Annotated in this window: 19 protein-coding genes and 2 pseudogenes; 5 read left to right on the forward strand and 16 right to left on the reverse strand. The window is 72.9% G+C overall.

The genetic code is table 11. The annotated features are described in order from the left end of the window. Positions 1-165: 165 nt before the first annotated feature. Positions 166-1,128, forward strand: coding sequence for a TIGR03557 family F420-dependent LLM class oxidoreductase (locus tag ACFZDI_RS34675; RefSeq protein WP_234846324.1), 963 nt, complete (start codon positions 166-168; stop codon positions 1,126-1,128). 101 nt (positions 1,129-1,229) lie between these two features. On the opposite strand, the gene ACFZDI_RS34680 is transcribed toward ACFZDI_RS34675, so the two are convergent. The 4 genes from ACFZDI_RS34680 to ACFZDI_RS34695 form a co-directional block, all read right to left on the reverse strand. Then, positions 1,230-1,565 (reverse strand): hypothetical protein, encoded by a 336-nt coding sequence (locus tag ACFZDI_RS34680; protein WP_391256289.1) that lies wholly within the window; start codon positions 1,563-1,565, stop codon positions 1,230-1,232. A gap of 552 nt (positions 1,566-2,117) precedes the next feature. Further along, the gene (locus ACFZDI_RS34685) at positions 2,118-2,438 is read right to left on the reverse strand and encodes a WhiB family transcriptional regulator (RefSeq protein WP_391256292.1); all 321 of its coding nucleotides are present in this window, start codon (positions 2,436-2,438) and stop codon (positions 2,118-2,120) included. A 161-nt stretch (positions 2,439-2,599) separates the two neighbouring features. Next, complete coding sequence (locus tag ACFZDI_RS34690; RefSeq protein ID WP_391256294.1) at positions 2,600-3,628, reverse strand: SDR family oxidoreductase; 1,029 nt, start codon at positions 3,626-3,628, stop codon at positions 2,600-2,602. Positions 3,629-3,634: 6 nt separating this feature from the next. Continuing rightward, positions 3,635-4,114, reverse strand: coding sequence for a phage holin family protein (locus ACFZDI_RS34695; protein WP_391256297.1), 480 nt, complete (start codon positions 4,112-4,114; stop codon positions 3,635-3,637). 48 nt (positions 4,115-4,162) lie between these two features. Here ACFZDI_RS34695 and ACFZDI_RS34700 point away from each other — a divergent pair, with 48 nt between their 5' ends. Continuing rightward, positions 4,163-4,510 (forward strand): VOC family protein, encoded by a 348-nt coding sequence (locus ACFZDI_RS34700; protein WP_391256300.1) that lies wholly within the window; start codon positions 4,163-4,165, stop codon positions 4,508-4,510. A 13-nt stretch (positions 4,511-4,523) separates the two neighbouring features. Here ACFZDI_RS34700 and ACFZDI_RS34705 read toward each other — a convergent pair whose 3' ends face one another. The 11 genes and pseudogenes from ACFZDI_RS34705 to ACFZDI_RS34755 form a co-directional block, all read right to left on the reverse strand. Beyond that, complete coding sequence (locus ACFZDI_RS34705; RefSeq protein WP_391256303.1) at positions 4,524-5,084, reverse strand: GNAT family N-acetyltransferase; 561 nt, start codon at positions 5,082-5,084, stop codon at positions 4,524-4,526. Positions 5,085-5,128: 44 nt separating this feature from the next. Further along, a complete protein-coding gene (locus ACFZDI_RS34710; protein ID WP_391256304.1) occupies positions 5,129-5,341 on the reverse strand; it encodes a hypothetical protein in 213 nt (70 codons plus the stop codon). 126 nt (positions 5,342-5,467) lie between these two features. Further along, positions 5,468-6,400, reverse strand: coding sequence for an LD-carboxypeptidase (locus ACFZDI_RS34715; protein WP_391256307.1), 933 nt, complete (start codon positions 6,398-6,400; stop codon positions 5,468-5,470). After that, complete coding sequence (locus tag ACFZDI_RS34720; RefSeq protein WP_391256310.1) at positions 6,397-8,361, reverse strand: prolyl oligopeptidase family serine peptidase; 1,965 nt, start codon at positions 8,359-8,361, stop codon at positions 6,397-6,399. The genes ACFZDI_RS34715 and ACFZDI_RS34720 overlap by 4 nt, the downstream gene beginning before the upstream one ends. A gap of 4 nt (positions 8,362-8,365) precedes the next feature. Further along, positions 8,366-9,679: a M20/M25/M40 family metallo-hydrolase gene (locus ACFZDI_RS34725; RefSeq protein ID WP_391256313.1), complete on the reverse strand. Its 1,314-nt coding sequence runs from the start codon at positions 9,677-9,679 to the stop codon at positions 8,366-8,368. Beyond that, complete coding sequence (locus ACFZDI_RS34730) at positions 9,672-10,505, reverse strand: M55 family metallopeptidase (protein WP_391256316.1); 834 nt, start codon at positions 10,503-10,505, stop codon at positions 9,672-9,674. Before ACFZDI_RS34730 ends, ACFZDI_RS34725 begins: the two co-directional genes overlap by 8 nt. 74 nt (positions 10,506-10,579) lie before the next feature. After that, entirely contained in the window at positions 10,580-10,840 is a 261-nt protein-coding gene (locus ACFZDI_RS34735) for a hypothetical protein (protein WP_391256318.1), read from the reverse strand. Positions 10,841-11,014: 174 nt separating this feature from the next. After that, entirely contained in the window at positions 11,015-11,740 is a 726-nt protein-coding gene (locus tag ACFZDI_RS34740; RefSeq protein WP_234846312.1) for a class I SAM-dependent methyltransferase, read from the reverse strand. A gap of 124 nt (positions 11,741-11,864) precedes the next feature. Further along, a complete protein-coding gene (locus tag ACFZDI_RS34745; protein WP_391256321.1) occupies positions 11,865-14,318 on the reverse strand; it encodes a SpoIIE family protein phosphatase in 2,454 nt (817 codons plus the stop codon). Positions 14,319-14,481: 163 nt separating this feature from the next. Beyond that, positions 14,482-16,281: pseudogene (locus ACFZDI_RS34750) on the reverse strand (MFS transporter); the annotation flags it as partial. A 2-nt stretch (positions 16,282-16,283) separates the two neighbouring features. Further along, positions 16,284-16,400: pseudogene (locus ACFZDI_RS34755) on the reverse strand (SRPBCC family protein); the annotation flags it as partial. A 170-nt stretch (positions 16,401-16,570) separates the two neighbouring features. On the opposite strand from ACFZDI_RS34755, the gene ACFZDI_RS34760 reads away from it, so the two are divergent. The 3 genes from ACFZDI_RS34760 to ACFZDI_RS34770 all read left to right on the forward strand — a co-directional run bounded on the left by ACFZDI_RS34760 (position 16,571) and on the right by ACFZDI_RS34770 (position 20,022). Further along, complete coding sequence (locus ACFZDI_RS34760) at positions 16,571-17,611, forward strand: Rv2578c family radical SAM protein (RefSeq protein WP_234846308.1); 1,041 nt, start codon at positions 16,571-16,573, stop codon at positions 17,609-17,611. A 171-nt stretch (positions 17,612-17,782) separates the two neighbouring features. Beyond that, the gene (locus ACFZDI_RS34765; protein WP_391256325.1) at positions 17,783-19,366 is read left to right on the forward strand and encodes an alpha/beta fold hydrolase; all 1,584 of its coding nucleotides are present in this window, start codon (positions 17,783-17,785) and stop codon (positions 19,364-19,366) included. Between the two features lie 131 nt (positions 19,367-19,497). Continuing rightward, positions 19,498-20,022 carry a GNAT family N-acetyltransferase gene (locus tag ACFZDI_RS34770; protein WP_391256328.1) on the forward strand — a complete coding sequence of 175 codons (525 nt, stop codon included), beginning with the start codon at positions 19,498-19,500 and terminating at the stop codon, positions 20,020-20,022. Positions 20,023-20,024: 2 nt separating this feature from the next. Here ACFZDI_RS34770 and ACFZDI_RS34775 read toward each other — a convergent pair whose 3' ends face one another. Next, entirely contained in the window at positions 20,025-20,600 is a 576-nt protein-coding gene (locus ACFZDI_RS34775) for an adenylosuccinate lyase (RefSeq protein ID WP_234846305.1), read from the reverse strand. Positions 20,601-20,924 lie beyond the last annotated feature (324 nt).

Genomic DNA, 20,924 nt, shown 5'->3' on the forward strand with positions numbered 1-20,924 from the left:
CTCGCCTCCGGCGCTGTCGCGTAGCTCGGGAGCCTTCCGCGTCCCCCTGGCCAGGGCACCCAAACGTCGGCGGGGGCCCGCCCTCGCGGGCTGCGCCGGTTTCCGGCCCCCGGCACGGGTACCCGGCGCGGGACACGGACCGCCGACGTCGCGGAGGCACTCTCCATGGCCGAGTACGGATACTTCCTCTCGTGCGAGCAGTACGGGCCCGCCGAGCTTGTCGAGCAGGCGCGGATGGCCGAACAGGCCGGGTTCCAGGCGCTGTGGATCTCCGACCACTACCACCCCTGGAACGACGAGCAGGGCCAGAGCCCCTTCGTGTGGTCGGTGATCGGCGCGCTGTCCGAGGCGGTGTCCCTGCCGATCCAGACGGCGGTGACCTGCCCGACCGTGCGCATGCACCCGGCGGTGGTGGCACACGCCGCGGCGACCAGCGCGGTGATGACGAACAACCGCTTCCGGCTCGGTGTCGGCTCCGGTGAGGCGCTGAACGAGCACATCCTGGGCGACCACTGGCCCCCGGCGCACGTCCGGCTGGACATGTTGGAGGAGGCCATCCAGGTGATGCGGCGGCTGTTCACCGGTGAGGAGGTCAACCACCACGGGCCGCACTACACGGTCGAGAACGCCCGCCTGTACACCGTCCCGGACGAGCCGATCCCGATCGACATCTCCGGCTTCGGTCCCGCCGCGACCCAGCTCGCGTCCCGCGTCGGCGACGGCTACATCTCGGTCATGCCGGACGAGGCGATGGTGGAGCAGTACCGCAAGGGCGGAGGCGGCGGAAAGCCGGTCAGCGGCGGCACGAAGGTCTGCTACGGCACGGACAAGGAGGAGGCCGTCCGGACCGTCCACCGGCTCTGGGCGAACGAGCAGCTGCCGGGCGAACTGGGTCAGGTGCTGCCCTCCCCCAAGCACTTCGAGCAGGCGCAGCAGCTGGTCACCGAGGACATGGTGCGGGAGAACCGGGTGTGCGGCGACGACGTGGAGGAGCACGTGGCGGAACTGAAGCAGTTCGCCGACGCCGGCTACGACCGGATCTACGTGAACCAGATCGGCCCGGACCTGCGCGGCTTCTTCGACTTCTACCGCACCAAGGTGCTGCCGCAGCTCCAGCAGGCCGTCTGACCCGACGTGGTGGATGGAGCACCAGGCCCGGCCACGCCATGGAACTCATGCCGTACGGCGGCTGGACCTCATGACCGATTGCACCGCGGCCCGCAATGGTTTCAGGGGGTGAAGACCTGCTCGAGACGGTCGATGGCACCGTCCGCACCCAGGTGGTAGCGGAAGACCAGGCCGCTGTCCGGGTGCGCTTCCAGCCACTCGAGAAACTCCTGCACGCCGATGGGCTGATTCTCGGTGCTTGCCACGATGGGGTCGGTGACCGTGATGTACGCGGCCTGGTCCATGGGCAGGTAGGTCTCCTTGCCGACCGTCTCGAACGGTGCTCCGTCGGAATCCGGGCTGCCGCAACCCCAGTTGCCGTGTCGGATGATCAGACTCAGGGACCCGCCTTCGGGTGTGTAGCGGTACACGGCGATCTCGTCGGGCGAGATCGGCATCTTGTGATCGCAGCCGTCGTCCGCACCATCGGCGCCCGCGGAAGCCGTCGGACCGGAGGCCGACGCGGCGGGCGTCCCCGCCGGTACCGGGGGTGGGGACACCTTGTTGTCCGCCGAAGGTGAGACCTTGTGTGCGGGCAACGCCCGGGGGGAGGCGATTCCGTCAGTGTCCCGCTCGCCCTTGGCCGGCGAGGAAGTGGCGGCCGGCGTCGCTGTGCCGCCCGAGCTCCGGGCGTCCGAAGAGCAGCCAGTGAGCGCCACGAGCCCGGCCACGCAAGCGCCCAGGGTGAGCGTCCGGAACGCGATCGGTCTGTGGCGACGTTTGATCATCACGATATGTCCCCCGTTGTGGTGGCAGCGGTCACTACCGCCGCGTCCGCATGAGAGACCATATTCAGCCACGGTTGCCTGATTGCATTGAGCTCTGCGCCGTCTGTTGCGAATCGGTGACCGTATGCGGCTCCTGCGGATACTCAGCGGTCTCATCGCCACGGCCCTGAGGGAAGCGTGGTGACGATCGATCTGTCGCCTCACGTCACGCGGAGCATTGTCCTACGATGCCGATCGTCTGCCGATACCACCGCGCTTTTCACGACTGATGGCGCGCCGCTGCCGCGCTGTGGTCGCGCCCCAGATACCGGCGTCCTCCCCCTGCTCGATGGCCCAGGAGCGGCAGGCGAGCAGGACTCGGCACCGGCGGCACACCGCGCGGGCCCGGGCGACCTGGGCATCGGTCTCCCGCTCCACCAGCGGGAAGAAGAGCTCCGGATCCTCGCCCAGGCAGGCGGCATCCCGTAGCCATCCGCGAGCGGTGACCATCTCGGCGATCTCGGCGCCGACGGTGCGGTGGGGGATCTTGCGGTCATCGGGCATGGCGCACCTCCGCATGTGCCGGCTGAGCCGGCGGGTGACTGCGGCATGACGCTGCCGCAGGCCCGGCAGAGGTCGCGAAACCATGCTAAAGGGACCATGCCGTCCCGGAAAGCCGCGGTTCCCGGTCTTTCGCGGAAGGGTTCCTGAGCCCTCCCCACCGATCAGCCGCTGGAAGCCCGGCCGGCCAGCTTGCGTATGGTCAGGGCGGCGGCCGCCGTGGTGAGGGCCGCGCCCATCCAGCCCCGGTTGCGGGACAGCCACTGCTGTGGGCTGACGCCCGTGGACTCGTCGTCGAAGCGCCCGTGCGCGCCGAAGTCCCGCCCGTGCGGCCCGTCCGCCGGGGACCACAGGTTGGCGGGACCCTCGGGCGGGCCGTCCTCCTGCTGCGCGTCGACGTTGGTGCGGGCCAGATAGCGGTCGAGCAGCCCGGGCACCACCGCGTTGGCGAGGAGCGTGGCGGCGGTGGAGCCGCCCACCCAGTACTCCCGGCGCCGGGCGTGCGTCGAGGCGTGCACGACGGCCCGGGCCGCGACCTCCGGCTGGTACACGGGCGCCACGGGCCGGGCCCGTCCCTGCATCCGGTTCAGCACCCAGTCGAACTGCGGGGTGTTGAGGCCCGGCAGCTGCACCATCGTGGTCCGTACGCCGCTGCGCGCGTGCAACAGCTCGCAGCGCAGGGACTCGTTGAAGCCCTGGATCGCGTGCTTGGCCCCGCAGTACGCCGACTGCAGCGGGATGCCCCGGTAGGCCAGCGCCGAGCCGACCTGCACGATCGTGCCCCGGTCGCGCGGCAGCATGTGCCGCAGGGCGGCACGGGTGCCGAACACGTAGCCCAGGTAGGTCACTTCGGTCACCCGCCGGAACTCGTCCGGGGCGACGTCCGTGAACGGCGCGAAGACTCCGGTGAAGGCGTTGTTGACCCACACGTCGATGTGGCCGTAGGCGTCGACGACCTGCTGGGCGGCGTCGTCGACGGCCTTCGCGTCGGAGACGTCGACGGGGACGACGAGCGCCTCTCCTCCGGCGCGTTCCACGTCGTCCGCCGCGGCGGCGAGTCCCTCACGCCCGCGGGCGAGCAGGGCGACCCGGTCGCCGCGTGCGGCGAAGGCACGGACCGTGGCCCGCCCGACACCACCGCTGGCCCCGGTCACGACCACCACGCGACCGCGCCTGGTTCCTGCCGTGCGCACCCGGCATCACACCCCGCGGTGGGGTACGTCCGGGGCCCGCGTGGGCCGCGGGGGCACGGGGCCCGGCGCGGCCGTCCCGCCGGCCGGGGCCGGCGGCACCGGCGGATACGGCGCGCCGCCGACCGCGCCGGCCGCGGTCTGCCGGGCACCGTCGCCGCCCGGTGCCATGCCGGCCGCGTGCTCCGGGCCCGGCCGGTGCGGGCGGGCCATGCCGCGCAGCACATAGGCCAGGGCGCCCAGGATCACGGCGGTGATCAGCGCGGCGGCCCAGTCGGGCAGGCCGAGGGCGAGGGCCAGGCCCACGGCGAGGGCGAGGGCCGCGCCCGCGTACAGGGCGAGCGCGCCGGACGCGGCGTACAGGGCGGCCTTGCGGCGCTGCTTGCGCGTCTGCTCGCGCAGTTCGTCCCGTACGGTCTCGCGCGCCACCTGTGCCAGCTCGTCGACGAGGTGCTTGTCCAGATGCTCCAGGTGATCCAACGGCTTCATGCCCGGCCGGGTACCCTCGGCCCCCTGCGCGTAACTAGGCTCGGCGGCATGGAGATTCTGGGTGCCACACTGCGCGTCTGCGTCGACGACCTCGAGACCGCGATCCCCTTCTACGAGCGGCTGGCCGGCGGCAGAGCCCAGCGCTTCGAGCGGGGAGGTGTCCAGGTGGCGGCGATCGGCTGCTTCCTGCTGATGAGCGGTCCCCCGGCCGAGCTGGAGGTGCTGCGCAAGGTCGCGGCGACGATCGCGGTGACGGACGTCGAGGAGACGCACAAGGTACTGACCGGGCTCGGCGCCCACATCGTCGCGGGCCCCATCGCCTCGCCGGCGGGCCGCAATCTGATCGCCCTGCATCCGGACGGGTCGGTCTACGAGTACGTGGACCGCGGGGCGTAGGCGGCGCCGGGGCTCAGCGCCGCCCCGGCGCCGTGATCATCTCGGCGGTGATCGCCCAGCGTTCGTGGTCGCGCCAGGCCCCGTCGACGAAGAGCATCTTCGGCGAGAAGCCCTCCAGGCGGAACCCGCAGGCGCGGGCCAGGGCGATCGATGCGGCGTTCCCCGGCTGGACGTTGATCTCCAGCCGGTGCAGCCGCATCGGGCCGAAGGCGTACCGCACGACGAGGTCCAGCCCCTCGCGCATCAGCCCCCGGCCGGCGGCGTGCGCGAAGGCGCCGTAGCCCAGCGCCCCGGACTGGAAGCCGCCCTCGACGATGTTGTTGATGTTGATGAACCCGCCGATGGCCCCGTCGCCCTTCTCGCAGACCAGGAAGCCGGCCTTGGCGGAGTCCTCGATCAGGCGGCCCGCGTAGGCGGTGTACGCCTGTGCCGTGGTGGGCGGGAACAGCCACGGGTGATGCAGGTCCTTGCTCTCCCGGGCGCGGGCGGTGAATTCGTCGCCGTCCTCGTGGGAGAAGGGGCGGATGCCCACCCGGGGGCCCGCCGCGAGGTAGCGGGATGCGTGATGCGGCACCCCGCCACAGTAACCGCGTCGGCTGTGCGCCCCCAGTCGTGGCGTCAGGGGCCCGTGGCCGGCAGCCGCAGCACCCCGCTCACGCCCGGCCCGCCGATCACGGTCACCGGCTCGACGCCATGGTCGCCGAGGTACGCGTCGGCCGCGTCGGCGGAGTAAGGGCGACTCCGGGTGCGCTCGGCGTTCGGGGAGTCGGCCTTGCGCCGGCGACGTCGAGGGGTGGGGGCGCGCAGGACATCGTACTCCGCGAGGTCCACCGGTCGCGTCGCCCGCCGCGGCCCGGGTCGGTGATCCAGTCGCGGTGGTAGGCGAAGGCCTCCGCCAGTGCACCCAGGACCGTCAGAAACGTAGGTTTCTCGACGGCCCTGCACCAAGCGTGGGCCTCAGGCGAGGGCCGGTTCCTCCAAAGTCAACGTCCCTGCGTCGGCGTCCAGTTCGGCCGGCACCCCGAGGGGCATGGTCAGCGCGCCCGCGCCGTGTCCGAACCCGAACTCCTCCACGACCGGGACACCCAGGCCGCCGAGCCGGTCGGCCCAGACGGCGCGCACCGCCTCGTACGGGCCGCACCCCTCCCAGGACCCGAGGACGATCCCGGCGACCCCGTCGAGCCAGCCGGAGCGCAGCAGTTGGGTCAGGTAGCGGTCCAGGCGGTACGGGCTCTCGCCGACGTCCTCGATCAGCAGCAGTCCGCCCCGCGCCCGGGGATGGGCGTGCGGGGTGGCGAGGTCGCTCGCGAGCAGGCTCAGACAGCCGCCGAGCGTGACGCCCCGGGCGCGGCCCGGGACCAGTGCGGTGCCGCCCGGGGAGGCAGCCGTGAGGGTCCGTACGGACTCGGGCTCGAAGAGGGTGGCCCGCAGGTGCTCCTGGGCCCGGGCGTGCTTGAGGAAGTCGACGCCGGCGGCCGCGGGCCCGTACAGGGTGACCAGGCCCAGTCGGGTCGCGAACGCCTGGTGCAGGACGGTGACGTCGCTGAACCCGGCGAACACCTTCGGGCCCGCCGCCCGCATCGCCTCCCAGTCGAGCAGGTCGACCATGCGCTGGGCGCCGTACCCGCCCCGGGCGCACAGCACGGCCGCGACGGACGGATCGCACCAGGCGGCCTGGAGGTCGGCGGCGCGCTGCGCGTCCGTACCGGCCAGGTAGGGCAACTGCGGGTCGCGGGCGAGCACATGGGGCGCCGCCACGGGGTCGAGGTCCCAGCCGCGCAGGACGTCCAGTCCGGCCTGGAGACGCTCCTCGGGCACGGGCCCGCTCGGCGCGACGACGGCGACGCGGGCGCCGGGGGCGAGCCGGGGCGGCCGGACGAGCTGGTTCACCGGGTGAGCTCCAAGGTGGGGAGGCCGGGCGGGTCCAGGCGGAACACCTGGGCGTACAGGGAGAGTTCGGCCTCCAGGGCGCGCACCATGGTCTCCGCCTTGCGGAACCCGTGGCCCTCCCCCTCGAAGGCGAGGTAGGCGTGCGGCACCCGCCGGCCGTCCAGCCGGGCCAGGAACCGCTCGCCCTGGACGGGCGGGCAGATCACGTCGTCCAGGCCCTGGAGCAGCAGGAACGGCACGGTGAGGCGGTCGGCGTGGGCGGCGGGCGAGCGCTCCGCGTACCGGGCGGGCACCTCGTCGAGCGGCCCGATCAGGCTCTCCAGGTACCGCGACTCGAAGTCGTGGGTCTCCCCCGTGCCCCATCCCGCCAGGTCCAGGATGGGGTACTTGATGGTGCCGCAGGCGTAGACGTCGGTGGTGGTGAGCGAGGCCGCGGCGGTCCAGCCGCCCGCGCTGCCGCCCCGCACGGCGAGCCGGGACGGGTCGGCGGTGCCCTCGCCGGCGAGGGCCAGGGCCACGGCGGCGCAGTCCTCGACGTCCACCACGCCCCACTGCTCGCGCAGCCGCTCGCGGTACGGGCGGCCGTATCCCGTGGAGCCGCCGTAGTTCACTTCGGCGACGCCGATGCCGCGCGAGGTGAAGTAGGCGATCTCCAGATCGAGCACGAGCGGCGCGCGTCCGGTGGGCCCGCCGTGCGCCCAGACCACGTAGGGCGGCAGTTCGTCGCCGGGCGCGACGCAGCCGGGGTGGTGCGGCGGGTAGATGTGGGCGTGGATGTCGCGCCCGTCGGGGCCGGAGAAGGTGCGGATCTGCGGCTCGGGGTAGTACGCGGGGTCGACGGCGTCGTCGTGCTCGGCGCCGACGACCCCGGCCCGGCCGGTGCGGGCGTCCAGCTCGACGACCTCGTAGGCGCTGCGCGGGCTGGCCCCGACGGCGACGACCCGTTCGCCGTGGGCGGCGAGGGTGGGGGCGAACTCGGTCCACGGCCCGGCCGCGTCGACGACCTCGCCGGTCTCGGGGTCCAGTACGCCGAGGGCCGTGGCGCCCCGGCCGTGCACGACGGCGATCAGACCGCTGTCCAGCGGCGTGAACCATCTCGATCCCAGCTTCCACAGCGCGCCGCCGAACTCCTCCTCGCGCGGGCACAGCGGCTGCCCGTCGAGGTAGAGGTTCCACCAGCCGGTGCGGTCGCTCGCGTGCAGCAGCCGTCCGTCGCGGGTCCAGTCGGCCTGGGCGATCGACTCGCCGGGGCCGCCGGCCACGGCGCGGACGCCGCTCAGGATGCCGTCGGGTGTGACGTCGGCGAGGAGCAGTTCGGTGCCGTCCCAGGGCATGCGCGGATGGTCCCAGGCGAGCCAGGCGGCCCGGCGCCCGTCGGGCGACAGCTTCGGCCCGGTCACGAACCGGTGCCGCCCGTCGGTGAGTTCCCGTACGGCGTCCCGGTCCTCGGCGGCGGATCCGTCCAGCGGGACGGCGGCCAGGACGCGGCGCACGTCGGTGGGTCCGTCCCCGGTGAACTCCTCCAGCACGCACCACACTTCACCCCGTTCGGGCAGCGGCAGCGGCTCGGCCCAGCGCAGGCCCTCGCCCACCGGGGACTCGGGGGTGAGGGGACGGGGTACACCGCCGGGCTCGCAGCGGTACAGCCGCTGGTCGGCGAAGTTCACGAACACCACGAGCGGTCCGGTGTCGCCGTCGAGGGCGGCCCAGGGGTGCCCGCCGTACTCGATGACCCGGCTGCGCACGTTCCACGGCGCGGGCAGCAGCGACTCCTCCCGGCCGTCGGCGTGCCGCCGCACCAGGGTGCGCCGGCCGCCCTCGGCGGGGCGCGGCTCGGTCCACCACACCTCGTCGCCGACGAAGCCCACGTACTCCGGGTGCCCGTCGTGCGCGGCGGTCAGGGCCGCGTCGATGGGTGAGGGCCACTCCCCGTAGGCCAGCGTCCGCACCGTCTCCCCCACTCTCCTAGGCCGTCCGCAGGAACCGGTCGAGTACGCGGACACCGAAGTGCAGCGCCTCGACCGGTACCCGTTCGTCGACCCCGTGGAACATGGCCGCGTAGTCGTAGCCGTCCGGCAGCTTCAGCGGGGTGAAGCCGTAGCCGGTGATGCCGAGGCGGGAGAACTGCTTGGCGTCGGTGCCGCCGGACATGCAGAACGGCACCACGTGCCCCTCGGGCGCGAACTCCTCGATGGCGGCCCGCATCCCCGCGAACGTCGCCGAGTCCACCGGTGACTCCAGGGCGACCTCGCGGTGGTGGAACTCCCAGTCCACGTACGGCCCGGTGAGCCGGTCGAGGGTGGTGCGGAACTCCTCCTCGCCGCCGGGCATGTACCGGCCGTCCACGTGCGCGAGGGCCTCGCCGGGAATGACGTTGACCTTGTAACCGGCGTCCAGCATGGTCGGGTTGGTGCTGTTGCGCAGGGTCGGCTCGACGAGCTTCGCGGCCGGACCGAGCTTCTCCAGCAGCGCGTCCACGTCGGTGAGGTCGCTCTCGATGCCGTACAGCGCGGCGAGTTCGGTGAGGGCGGCGCGCACGGTCGCGGTCAGCCGGAGCGGCCACTCGTGCGCGCCGATCCGGGCGATCGCGCCCGCGAGACGGGTCACGGCGTTGTCCCGGTTGACCTTGGAGCCGTGTCCGGCGCGTCCGCGGGCGGTGAGCTTCAGCCAGGCCGTGCCGCGTTCCCCGGCCGCGATCGGGTAGATCTGCCGTCCGTTGCCGTCGTGGAAGGTGAAGGCGCCCGACTCGCTGATGCCCTCGGTGCAGCCCTCGAACAGGCCGGGGTGCCGGTCGGCGAGGAACCCGGAGCCGTCCTCGGCACTGGCCTCCTCGTCGGCGGTGAACGCGACGACGATGTCCCGGCGGGGCCGCACGCCCTGCCGGGCCCAGCCGCGCACGACGGCCAGGATCATCGCGTCCATGTTCTTCATGTCGACGGCGCCGCGCCCCCAGACGACCCCGTCAAGGATCTCCCCGGAGAACGGGTGCACGCTCCAGTCGGCGGCCGCCGCGGGCACGACGTCCAGGTGGCCGTGGAGCAGCAGGGCACCGGCCGAGGGGTCGCTGCCCTCGATGCGGGCGACGACGTTGGTCCGCCCCTCGGTGCGCTCCAGAAGGGTCGGTTCGATCCCCGCGTCGGCGAGCCGGGCGGCGGCGTACTCGGCGGCGGGGCGTTCCCGGCAGTCGCCTCCGCCCCGGTTGGTGGTGTCGATCCGGATGAGGTCGGACGTGTACGTCACGACCTCGTCCAGCGCCTGCTCGTCCACCTGCTCAGCCATACTGCTCCTCCACCGCGGCCGAGACGATCGTGGTGACCGCCTTGAAGGCGCGGATGCCCTCGTACATGGTCCCGCTCGTGTACGCCACCTTGCGCTCCCCGATCCGGTCCACACCCGGGACGACGGTGGCGGCCAGCGCCAGGTGCTCGGCGTCGAACTCCACGGCCACGGTGAACGGGCCGCCCAGGACGGGTTCGTGACGCACCGCCAGCGCGGCGGCCTCCTTGGCCGCGGCCCGGATGTCGGCGGCCGTCCTCGCGGGCGTCCGGCACACCGCCGCGTAGCGCGACACATGGTCCTTGACCGCGACCTTCAGCGCCTCGGGCGCGTACCCGAGCGCGTCCTCGCAGGCGACGTCGTCCCCGGTGACCAGCACGACCGGCACACCGTACTCGGCGACGACATGGGCGTTGAGCAGCCCCTCGCTCGCCCGTACGTCGTTGAGCCACACGCCCGTGATGGAGTTGGCGAGGTAGGTGTGCGCGAGGACGCCCTCCATGCCGGCGCCCGCGTGGTAGCCGACGAACGCGATGCCGTCGACGTCGCCGTGCTGCACGCCCTCCACCATGGACAGGGTCTTGTGCCGGCCGGTGAGCAGCTGGGCGCGGTCGTCGAGCTGCTCCAGCAGCAGGTTGCGCATCGACCAGTGCGCCTCGTTGATGATCACATCGTCGGCACCGCCGTCGTGGAACCCCAGCACGGCGGCGTTGACGTCGGAGGTGAACAGGGAACGGCAGCGCTCCCACTGCGAGGCGCCCGGCACGACGTCGTCGGGCCAGGTGACGCCGGTGGCGCCCTCCATGTCGGCGCTGATGAGGATTCTCATGACGAGCTGTCCCGGGCGGAGATGTTCATGGTTCGTCACGTTACGCGCTGCGGGCGCAACGGGCTACGAACCTCTCACCAACGGATCGGCCGGTCTGCGAGGAACGCGGTGAGGCGGTCGGCCAGGAGGCGGTGGTCACGGGCCGAGTAGTGCCAGTGGCAGCCGGTGAAGTCCAGGCCGGTGGTGTCGAGGGCCCAGAGGCGGCCGCGGCGGTCGCCCGCGCTGCTGCGTTCGCGGACGACCTGTTCGACATGGCCGGCGAAGGGGCCGGTACGGACGGCGAGGAGGGTGGTACCCCGTAGCGCTGCCGCAGTTTCGCGAGGAAGCCGCTGCAAGCAGCGCCGACGCCGCCGACGCAGCCGGCATCCCCATCCAGGGCATCGGCATGGCTGTCCTCCGTGGGACGCGGCAGGTGCACGGACCGGGGACGGGTGACCGTACACCGACAATCCGTCGCCACCAGACCGCCCACCGGACCGCGCCCCGGGCCGGCTCGCCCGCCGCCGGTCTCAGGCCGTGCGCCCCGCCACCAGCCAGGTGGACGGCAGCTCGATGCGGGTGCCGTCGGGGCGGTACTCCGTGGTCCGCAAGGGCAGGCGACCGCTCGCCAGCACCGTCAGACCGGCCGAGCCCAGATACTCGGGCACGGCCTCGTCCGACACCTCCCCGGGGGCGATGCCGTGCCGGAAGACCGGTGCGAGCTTGGGCGGCGGACCGTCGGGGCCGCCGGCCAGGCCCGCCAGTACCTGTTTGGCGGCGCCCGACAGCTCGACCAGGCAGGCGCGGCCCCGGTCGCCGACCAGAGTGGCGATCCCGTCGACGAGGGACTGCCGGTCGTCGGGCTCGCACTGGTGCAGGACGCCCCGCAGATAGACGTTGGCGTCGCCGAGCTCCGCGTGCAGCGCCTGCGTCTCCTCCTTCGCGGCGGCGTCCAGCAGCCGGTAGGCGGCCTGCCCCGCCGGGTCGGCCCGCCGGGCGTGGTCGAGGGCCGCGGCGGACAGGTCGACGCCCAGGACGTGCGGGAAGCGGTCGGCGAGGTAGCGAGTCTGCGTGCCGTTGCCGCAGCCGAGATCCACCAACGGCAACGCGGGATCGGCCAGATACGGCTCGAACAGGGCGAGGTGCGGGCCCACCGTCAGGACCGGTTCCGCGTCCCAGAAGACCGCCCCGGGCTCGTCGGACGCCTCACGCCAGAACCCCTCCCAGGCTTCCCGGTACCTGCTCGTCACGCTCATGGCCCACTCCCCGGGGGTGCGAACGAATCCCGCCACACGACGGGCGAGTACGGTGTACCGCGCCCGGGCCGCGACGACAAGAACGCGGTCGCGCGGCGCCCCCGCGTGCCCGGCCGGTGGCGAATCAGCGCCGTGGCAGCGTCAGTTCGAACCAGACCGTCTTGCCGGTCCGGGTCCGGCTGGTCCCCCACTCGCGGGCCAGCGTACTGACCACGCGCAGACCGCGCCCGGCCTCGTCGAGCGGGCCCGCCTGGAGCAGCGTCGGCAACTCGTGGTCGTCGTCGTCCACTTCGCACAGCAGGGTGTCGCCCCGGACCAGCCGCAGTACGACGGGGCGGGCGTGCGCGTGCCGTACGGCGTTGGTCACGAGTTCCCCGGCCATCAGCTCGGCCGGCGCGACGAGCCTGGCGAGGCCCCAGTCGTGCAGTTGCTCGCGGACCACGGCGCGGGCCCGGCCGACCTCGGCCGGGTCGAGGGCCAGGCGCCATTCGGCCACGTCGTCCGGCTCGATGCCGTTGAGGCGTGCCATCAGCAGGGCGACGTCGTCCTTGCGGCCACCGCGCGTGTTGAGCGCCCGGATGATGGTGTCGCAGGCGTCGTCCATGGACGCGGCCGGGTGCGCGGCCGACTCGCAGAGCGTCGCGAGGCCCACCCCGATGTCCTCGCCGCGCACCTCGACCAGCCCGTCGGTGCACATGACCAGCCGGTCGCCGGGTTCGACGCGGACGCGTACGGCCTGGAAGGGCACGCCCCCGACACCGATGGGGGCGCCGGTGGGCAGGTCCAGCAGTTCGCTGCGGCCGTCGTCGGCCCGGACCAGGACGGGTGGGATGTGCCCGGCATTGGCGAGGTGGAGTTCGCTCGCGATCGGGTCGTACACGGCGTACAGGCAGGTCGCCAGATAGCTGTCGCCGAGGCGCTGGGCGAGGTCGTCGAGGTTGCGCAGCAGCTGGGCGGGCGGCAGGTCGAGCCCGGCCATGGTCTGCACGGCCGTCCGCAACTGGCCCATCATGGCAGCCGAGTTCAGGCCGTGGCCCATGACGTCGCCGACGACGAACGCCGTGCGTCCGCCGTGCAGTTTCACCGCGTCGAACCAGTCGCCGCCGACCCGCCCGAGCAGCGTGCCCGGCAGATAGCGGGTGGCGATGTCGCAGCCGGCCATGCGGGACGGGATGTGCGGCAGCATGCTGTCCTGGAGCGTCTCGGCGACGTTCTCCTGGAAGGTGTACATGCGGGCGTTGTCGAGCACGAGGCCCGCGCGGGCGGCGAGTTCGGCGCCGGTGACGCGGTCCATGTCGTTGAAGACGGGACGCTCGGGGTGCCGAAGCAGGATCATGAAGCCGAGGACGACGTTGCGCGCCTTGAGGGGCACGACCAGCATCGAGCGGCCGGTGATGAGCGGCCGGATGTCGCGCTTTTCGAACTGCGCGGCGATGGCGTGCCCCATCTCCTCGCTGATGCGGGGCACGAGCACGGGTTCACCGCTGGTCATGCACTGGAAGAACGGCGTGTGCGCCGGGAACGGCATGGCCTCTCCGACGGGGACGACGTCGTCCCAGCGGCCCGGTTCGTCGGTGTGCTCCAGGGCGACCCGGTGCCACATCGTGGTGGTGTCGGGCACGCCGTCCTCGAACCCCTCGCCGGCGACGACCTGTTCGCGCAGATAGGTCCCGGCGACGTCGGTGAAGCGGGGCACGACGGCCCGGCTGACCTCGGTGATCGTGCGGGACAGGTCGAGGGAGGTGCCGATGCGTCCGCTGACCTCGTTGAGGAACTCCAGGCGTTCACGGACGGCGGCGTACTCGAGGTCCTCGCCCTCGTCCCGCAGGTCCTCGGGCACGGGTCGGCCGGCGGCCAGGGCCTGCGCGGCCCGCTCGCGGCGCGCCCTGCGCTCGGCGCGCCGGGCCACGCCCCAGTCGGGGGTGACGGGCACCCGGTCGTTCTGGCTGAACTCCAGGATCGGATAGCCGAGTTCGAGGACCTGCGTGACGATCCGGGCGCTCTCGCCGACACTCATGCTCGGCAGGATCTCAGGGAGCCGGCGGGCGAGGTCCTCCGCTCCGGGGAAGTCGGTGTGCAGCGCGAAGCCGGGGGCGATCCGCTCGAACGGCCCGTCGCCCGCGCGCAGTCCGTCCGCGTCGGCCGCCAGCACCAGCAGCCGCTCGGGCCCGGGGCCCACCAGCGGATAGGCCCACCACAGGACGTCGACCCGGCCGTCTCCGGACGCGGTGAGCCGGGCGCGGCCCGCCGCCGGGTAGGAGAGCCCGCCGTCGAGGGAGGCCTCCAGGTCCGGGCCGGGCCCCTCGGAGGCGGCGCAGGCGCCGGTGTCCTGCTCGCCGAAGGCGGCGAACGCGCCGGAGCGCGGCTCCTCGGGCAGCGCTCCGGAGACGGGGAGCAGGTCGAGGGCGGTGCGGCCGATCGCCTCTTCCCTGGAGAGGCCGAACAGGCGCCGTGCGCCGCGGCTCCAGTGGGAGACGAGGCCGTCGCGGTCGACCACGACGACGGCCAGCGGGACGCGGCCGGGCTCGGCGGGTGGCGTCCCCGTGCCCTGCTCAGCCTTGTCGGTGCCACGGTCCATGGCCCAGGCCCTCTCTCCCCACGGACGCAAGATCTGTCCCGGCGTCACCACCGTACGGCGAGGGAAGGCGGCGATGTGAGGCAACGCGGGAATTGCCCGCCGCGGGGTGCACCGGCGTGCGACCCCGCGCGCCGGTGCTGTCCGGTGCTCGGCCGGTGCCCGTTCAGTCCTCGTGGCTCAGCTGGAGATCCCGCTCGGTGCGGCCTCCTCCGGCGACCTGGAGCACGGTCGCGACCGGTGGATAGCCGGCGGCGATGACGGTGTACTCGCCGGAGGACAGGTCGACGAAGCGGAACGTGCCGTCGGCCCCGGTGGTGAGGGTGTCGACCACGTTGCCCGCCACGTCGAGCAGTGTCACGCGCGCGTCCTCCACGGGCCGGCCGCCGCCCGCCCGCACCGTGCCGCGCAGCACGGCGCCGCCGGCCAGCTCGATGTCCCGGCGGGTCTCGCGGGCGGCCTGGACGGTGACGGGAAGCGCGGCGGGGCGGAAGGCGGGCGCGCTGGCGGCGAGGGTGTACTCGCCGGCGACGAGCTCGGGGATGACGTAGCCGCCCTCGCGGCCGCTGCGGGTGGTGGCGACGACCTCGCCGTGCACGTTGGTGAGCGTGACGGTGGCGTCCCGTACGGGTGTGCCGTCGGCGGTGACGACGGTGCCGACCAGGTTCCCGGCACCGCCGAGGACGATGTCGAGCTCGACGGGACGTTCGCCGACGGTCACCGTGACCGCCTGCGGCTGGTGGCCGCCGGCCGCGGCGATCAGCACGTACGAGCCCGGGCCCGGGGTGGCCAGGGCGTAGCGCCCGTCCTCGCCGCTCGCGACGCGCCCGGTCTGCTGCCCGGTGACGTCGATGAGCGTGAGCGCCGCCCGGGGCACGACGGTTCCGTCGTGGTGCTGCACCGAGCCGCACACGGGCACCCCGGCGGCGTACGCGGTCCGGGCCTGCGGGACGGAGGCGTTCCCCGGCGCCGTGTCCGGGTCGGTGACGGAGACGTTGTGGGACACCAGGGGTTTCTCCTTGAGGAAGAGGGCGAGGACCAGTCCGAGGACGAGCACCGGCACCAGGTAGAGGAAGATCCGCGGCATGGCGTCGGCGTACGCCCGGATGTAGTCGTCGCGCAGGGCCGGGGGCAGTGCGTGCACGAGCTGCGGGGTGAGGGACTCGGGGTCCGGGAGCCCGGTGCCCCCGCGCGCGGGGAGGCTGTCGTGGAGGGCGTCGGTGAGGCGGTCCGCGAAGAGGGTGCCGAAGACGGCTGCTCCGACGCTGCCGCCGATCTGGCGGAAGTAGTTGTTGGCGCTGGTGGCGGTGCCGAGGTCGGCGGGGCGCACGGAGTTCTGCACGGCGAGGATCAGCACCGGCATCACCATGCCGATGCCGGCGCCGAGGACGGCCGTCCAGACGCTGTAGTGCAGCCGCGGCGTGCCGGCTTCCAGCCGCGACAGCAGCCACATGCCGACGGCGGAGAGGGCGCCGCCGAGGACCGGGTAGGCCTTGTAGCGGCCGGTGTGGCTGATGAGCCGGCCGACGACGATCGAGGCGCCGACGATGCCGGCCATCATCGGCAGCATGAGCAGGCCGGACTCGGTGGCGGTCGCCCCGTCGACCATCTGCAGATACGTCGGCAGGTAGCTGGCGGCGCCGAACAGGCCCACACCGGTCACCAGGCCGACCAGGGCGGTGACGTTGAAGACGGAGTCCTTGAACAACCGCAGGGGGATGAGGGGTTCGACGGCGAAGCGCTCGGTGACGAGGAAGAGGACGGTCGCCGCCAGCGCTCCGGCCGCGAGACCGAGGATCACACGCGAGTCCCAGGCGTGCTCGGTGCCTCCCCAACTGGTCAGCAGCACCAGGCAGGTGGAGGCGGCGGTCATCAGCAGCGCGCCGAGGACGTCCAGCCGGGCCCGCCTGGCCGGCTTGGGAAGCTTCAGCGTGACGGTGACGACGGCCAGGGTGACCAGGCCGAAGCGCTGAACTGCTCGGGCAGCAGCTTCGCGCGCGTGCCGCTGTAGTCGGCGAGGGCGTCGAACACCGTCTCCGCGTCCGCCGCGACGATCCGCTCCGTAGTGGCCTCGACCTGCGCCATCGCTTTCCTCCAGGACCTGGTTGCTCGGGGGTCGGGGCAAGCCAACCACCCCGCTGCCCGGCCCCCCAAATCGGGGTGGCGCAACCCGGTCGAACACGTTCGGAAAACACCCTCGCACGATCAAGGGAACATGTGTTCTATTCTGTGGTCAGTGCTACCGAGGAGGCGTCATGCGCTGGGAGAACCTCACATCGGACTCCGAACACAGCCGGGCCGATGCCGCGCTGTTCGGCGCGGACGCGGTCACGACCCGCACGTTCGACACTCCGGAGTTCCGCGGGATCACCTTCCACGAGATCCGGGCACGCTCGATCATCAACCGGGTGCCGGCGGTGTCGCGGATGTCGTTCCAGTGGACGGTCAACCCCTATCGGGGCTGCTCGCACGCGTGCGTGTACTGCTTCGCGCGCAAGACGCACAGCTACCTGGACCTCGACACGGGTCTCGGCTTCGACAGCCAGATCGTGGTCAAGATCAACGCGCCGGAGCTGCTGCGCCGGCAGCTGGGCTCGCGCCGCTGGCAGGGCGAGCACATCGCGATGGGCACGAACGTCGACTGCTACCAGCGCGCCGAGGGCCGCTACCGCCTGATGCCGGGCATCATCGCGGCGCTGCGCGACCACGCGAACCCCTTCTCCATCCTCACCAAGGGCACGCTCATCCTGCGCGACCTGGAGCTGATCAAGCAGGCGGCGCGGGTGACCGACGTCGGCATCTCAGTCTCGGTCGGCTTCACCGAGCAGGAACTCTGGCGCACCGTGGAGCCGGGCACGCCCGCGCCCGAACGGCGTCTGGAGGTCGTGCGCACCTTCGGCGACCACGGCATCGGCTGCGGAGTGCTGATGGCGCCGGTGATCCCGTTCCTGAGCGACAGCCCCGCCCAACTCCGCGCCACCGTACGGGCGATCGCAGCCTCCGGCGCCACGTCGGTGACGCCGCTGGTCCTGCACTTGCGGCCCGGCGCCCGCGAGTGGTTCATGGCGTGGCTGGGGCAGCACCACCCGCACCTGGTGGCCCGCTACGAGCGGTTGTACGCGGCGGGCTCGTACGCCCCGAAGTGGTACCAGCGGCGGATCACCCGTCAGGTGCACGAACTGGCCGAGGAGTACGGCATCGGACCCACGCGCGCGGGGACGTCGCGGCGGATCAGCCCTCCCGAGCCGGCGCCGGAGCCGCCGGTCGCGGGTCCGACCCAGCTCTCGCTCCTCTAGGCCTCCAGCAGGATCGGCCACCTGCCCCCGCTACGAGCATTCGAGGGCATCCGAAGACCCGATCGGGTCATGAGCTGTACGCAATGAGTTCTTCCGGGACCGCATTCCGGGACGATGCCGCGAGGACGGCGCCCCCAGCGGTCCGACATCCCGCCGTCCCGGGAGGACTCCATGAGAAAACGGGCAGCCGCGCTGTGCGGCGCCGCCGTCGTCCTGGCCGGCACCTTCACGGCCGTTCCCACGGAGGCGAGCGCATCCGGCACCGCGACCACCCCTCGGTACGCCGAGCTCTCCTGGAAGAGCTGCGCCACCGAGGACCACCCGACGCTCCAGTGCGCGTCGCTGAACGTACCGCTCGACCACCGCAGACCGGAGGGCGAGAAGATCACCCTCGCGCTGTCCCGCGTCCCGCACACCGCCCGGACCTACCAGGGCCCGCTCCTGGTCAACCCCGGCGGCCCGGGCGGCAGCGGGCTGACGCTCGCCGGGTTCGTCGCGTCGTCGCTGCCCGCGAAGGTCGCGGCCCAGTACGACGTCATCGGCTTCGACCCGCGCGGCGTCGGCGCCAGCAAGCCCGCACTGGACTGCCGGCCGGGCCATTTCGAGCCGGTCCGCCCGGACTCACTGCCGACGACACCCGCGATCGAGCGGGCCAACCTCGACCGCGCCAAGTCCTTCGCCGCCGCCTGCCGCAAGAAGTACGCGCATCTCCTGCCGTACATCCACACCACCGGCGCCGCGCGCGACCTGGACGCGATCCGGCAGGCCCTGGGCGCCCAGCGGATCAGCTACTTCGGCTACTCGTACGGCACCTACCTGGGGGCGGTCTACGCCAAGCTGTTCCCGAAGCGGGTCCGGCGCATGGTGCTGGACTCCGTGGTCGACCCGACCGACGTCTGGTACGAGGCCAACCTCAACCAGGACGTGGCCTTCAACGACCGCCACCGCGCCTTCCTGGCCTGGGTCGCCGGGAACGACTCGACGTACCGGCTCGGCACCGATCCGGAGCAGGTGGAGGCCAGGTGGTACGCGATGCGCGCGGCCCTGGCCGAGAAGCCGGCGGGCGGCACGGTGGGCGCCTCCGAGCTGGAGGACACCTTCGTCCCGGGCGGCTACTACAACGGCTACTGGCCCATCCTCGCCGAGGCGTTCGCGGCGTACGTGAACGACAAGGACCCCGAGCCGCTCGTCGAGGCGTACGACGACTTCGGGGCGGTCGACGCCTCCGGCGACAACGGCTACAGCGTCTACACGTCCGTGCAGTGCCGGGACGCCGGGTGGCCGCGCGACTGGCGGCGGTGGCGCGAGGACAACTGGGCGGTGTACGAGAAGGCGCCGTTCATGACCTGGAACAACGCCTGGTACAACGCACCGTGCGCGTTCTGGCCGACCGGCTCGCTGCGCCCGCTGAACGTGGCGAACGGGAAGCTGCCGCCGGTGCTGCTGTTCCAGGCGACCGGCGACGCGGCCACCCCGTACGAGGGCGGTGTCACCGTGCACCGTCTGCTGGCGGGCTCCAGCCTGGTCGTGGAGGAGGGCGGCGGCAACCACGGTGTCACGCTGAGCGGCAACGCCTGTCTGGACGGGCACCTGGCGGCGTACCTGGCCGACGGCACCGTGCCGCGCGGGCACGGCGAGGCGGACGCGGTGTGCGAGGCGCTGCCCGACCCGAAACCCGCGGCGGCGGCCGCGAGAGCCAGGTCGGCCTCCTCGAACGGCTCGACGCTGCACGGCCTGCTCGGCTTCCGGCACTGAGCGGCTGACGACCCGTCGGGGGCGGTGCCGTCGGCGCCGTGGTCCACCATGGGGCCCATGAGTGAAACGACGAGGAGCCCCGCCCCCGACGGCATTGCCGCAACCGCGCCGCACCGCCTCCCGTTCGCGCCATGAGCCTGCGGATACGGGAGATGACGCTCGCCGACTGCGACCGCGTCGCACGGATCCGCGTCGGCGGCTGGCGCAGCGCCTACCGGGGCCTGATCCCGCAGTCCTATCTGGACGGGCTCAGCGTCGAGGCGGACGCCGAGCGTCGTCGCACGCACCTGGCGCAGAGCGACGGCAGCGTGGTGAACCTGGTGGCCGAGGACGCCGGCGGCGGGCTCGTCGGCTGGGCGTGCCACGGTCCGTACCGGGACGGGGAAGTCCGCACCGGGGACGCCGAGTTGTACGCCCTCTACGTGCACCCGGATCAGGTGGGGCGGGGCGTGGGGCGGGCCCTGCTCACGGAGTCCGTGGCCCGGTGCTCCGCCGCGGGCCACGGCCGTCTCCTGCTGTGGGTGCTCAAGGAGAACGACCGGGCCCGCCGCTTCTACGAGCGGGCCGGGTTCCGGGCGGACGGCGCCGAGGAGCCGTTCGAGGTGGACGGGGTCGCTGTCCCCGAGGTGCGGTACGCCAGGTCGCTCCCCGGCTGATCTCACCTCTGCTTCGGGATCCGCCCCAGTGCCCGCACCGCCGCCTCGGCCAGCGCCGGGTGCGCGAGGGCCTCGTTGAGCACGGGCCCGGCCCGGACGTCGCCCAGTGTGCCGAGCCCGTCCACGCAGGCGAGGGCCACGCGGCGGTACGGGTCGTGCGGGCGCAGCCGCCGCCGGAGTGTGGTGATCAGCGCGGGCACCGCCTCGGGCGCGCGCAGTTCGACCAGGAGCCGTACCGGGTGCAGGGCGTAGGCGACGCGCAGTTCGTTGGTGGCGAGGGCGGCGGCCGCGCGGGCGGTGCGCGGGTCGCCGAGCCGGGCCAGGGCGTGGGCGGCGGAGGCGCAGCGCGGGGGGTCGCGGTGGTTGAGCAGCAGCACCAGCGCCTCGAACGCCCGCCGGTCCTGCGCCAGTCCCAGCCGGAACGCGGCCAGCTCCCGCGCCCACAGGGGCTGCCCGGGTTCGGTCAGCACCGCCGCCAGGGCGTCGGGGTCGTCGGTCACCGCGAGCCGCTCGAACGCGGGCGAGGCCCCCGACTCCCGCCGTAAGCGCTCCGTGAGTGATCGCAACTCTTCGTCCATGAATCAGAGGTTAGGGGCGTGAGGAGCCGGGCGGGACGTACATCACAAAGACGAGGGCTGGCGCGCTCGTTACCCGCCAGTTAAGCTCAGACGAGCGAGTTACCCACTCGCATTCCTCGCGGCGGTCTGGTGACGCGGCTGTCGCGGGAGCAGTCGGTTCGGTGCCTCAGGTACCGCAGTACGGCTCGGCCCCGGGACAGGGCCGGTCGGATCCGCCGTTCACCCCGGGCGTGTGCACGCCCGCGGCGCGGCACCGGGCGTGTGCGCTTAGCAGCCCGGTCAACACCCGCACTTCACCACGCACCCGGTGCGCCCGTGGTCCGG

This window comes from Streptomyces sp. NPDC007907 (assembly GCF_042959365.1).
GTDB lineage: Bacteria > Actinomycetota > Actinomycetes > Streptomycetales > Streptomycetaceae > Streptomyces > Streptomyces indiaensis.

What these genes read in the sequence shown, in the direction of transcription:
- ACFZDI_RS34675 (WP_234846324.1), top strand. Translation starts at nt 166, where the DNA reads ATGGCCGAGTACGGATACTTCCTCTCGTGCGAGCAGTACGGGCCCGCC.
- ACFZDI_RS34680 (WP_391256289.1), bottom strand. Translation starts at nt 1,565, where the DNA reads ATGCCGATCTCGCCCGACGAGATCGCCGTGTACCGCTACACACCCGAA.
- ACFZDI_RS34685 (WP_391256292.1), bottom strand. Translation starts at nt 2,438, where the DNA reads ATGCCCGATGACCGCAAGATCCCCCACCGCACCGTCGGCGCCGAGATC.
- ACFZDI_RS34695 (WP_391256297.1), bottom strand. Translation starts at nt 4,114, where the DNA reads ATGAAGCCGTTGGATCACCTGGAGCATCTGGACAAGCACCTCGTCGAC.
- ACFZDI_RS34700 (WP_391256300.1), top strand. Translation starts at nt 4,163, where the DNA reads ATGGAGATTCTGGGTGCCACACTGCGCGTCTGCGTCGACGACCTCGAG.
- ACFZDI_RS34725 (WP_391256313.1), bottom strand. Translation starts at nt 9,679, where the DNA reads ATGGCTGAGCAGGTGGACGAGCAGGCGCTGGACGAGGTCGTGACGTAC.
- ACFZDI_RS34730 (WP_391256316.1), bottom strand. Translation starts at nt 10,505, where the DNA reads ATGAGAATCCTCATCAGCGCCGACATGGAGGGCGCCACCGGCGTCACC.
- ACFZDI_RS34740 (WP_234846312.1), bottom strand. Translation starts at nt 11,740, where the DNA reads ATGAGCGTGACGAGCAGGTACCGGGAAGCCTGGGAGGGGTTCTGGCGT.
- ACFZDI_RS34745 (WP_391256321.1), bottom strand. Translation starts at nt 14,318, where the DNA reads ATGGACCGTGGCACCGACAAGGCTGAGCAGGGCACGGGGACGCCACCC.
- ACFZDI_RS34760 (WP_234846308.1), top strand. Translation starts at nt 16,571, where the DNA reads ATGCGCTGGGAGAACCTCACATCGGACTCCGAACACAGCCGGGCCGAT.
- ACFZDI_RS34765 (WP_391256325.1), top strand. Translation starts at nt 17,783, where the DNA reads ATGAGAAAACGGGCAGCCGCGCTGTGCGGCGCCGCCGTCGTCCTGGCC.
- ACFZDI_RS34770 (WP_391256328.1), top strand. Translation starts at nt 19,498, where the DNA reads ATGAGCCTGCGGATACGGGAGATGACGCTCGCCGACTGCGACCGCGTC.
- ACFZDI_RS34775 (WP_234846305.1), bottom strand. Translation starts at nt 20,600, where the DNA reads ATGGACGAAGAGTTGCGATCACTCACGGAGCGCTTACGGCGGGAGTCG.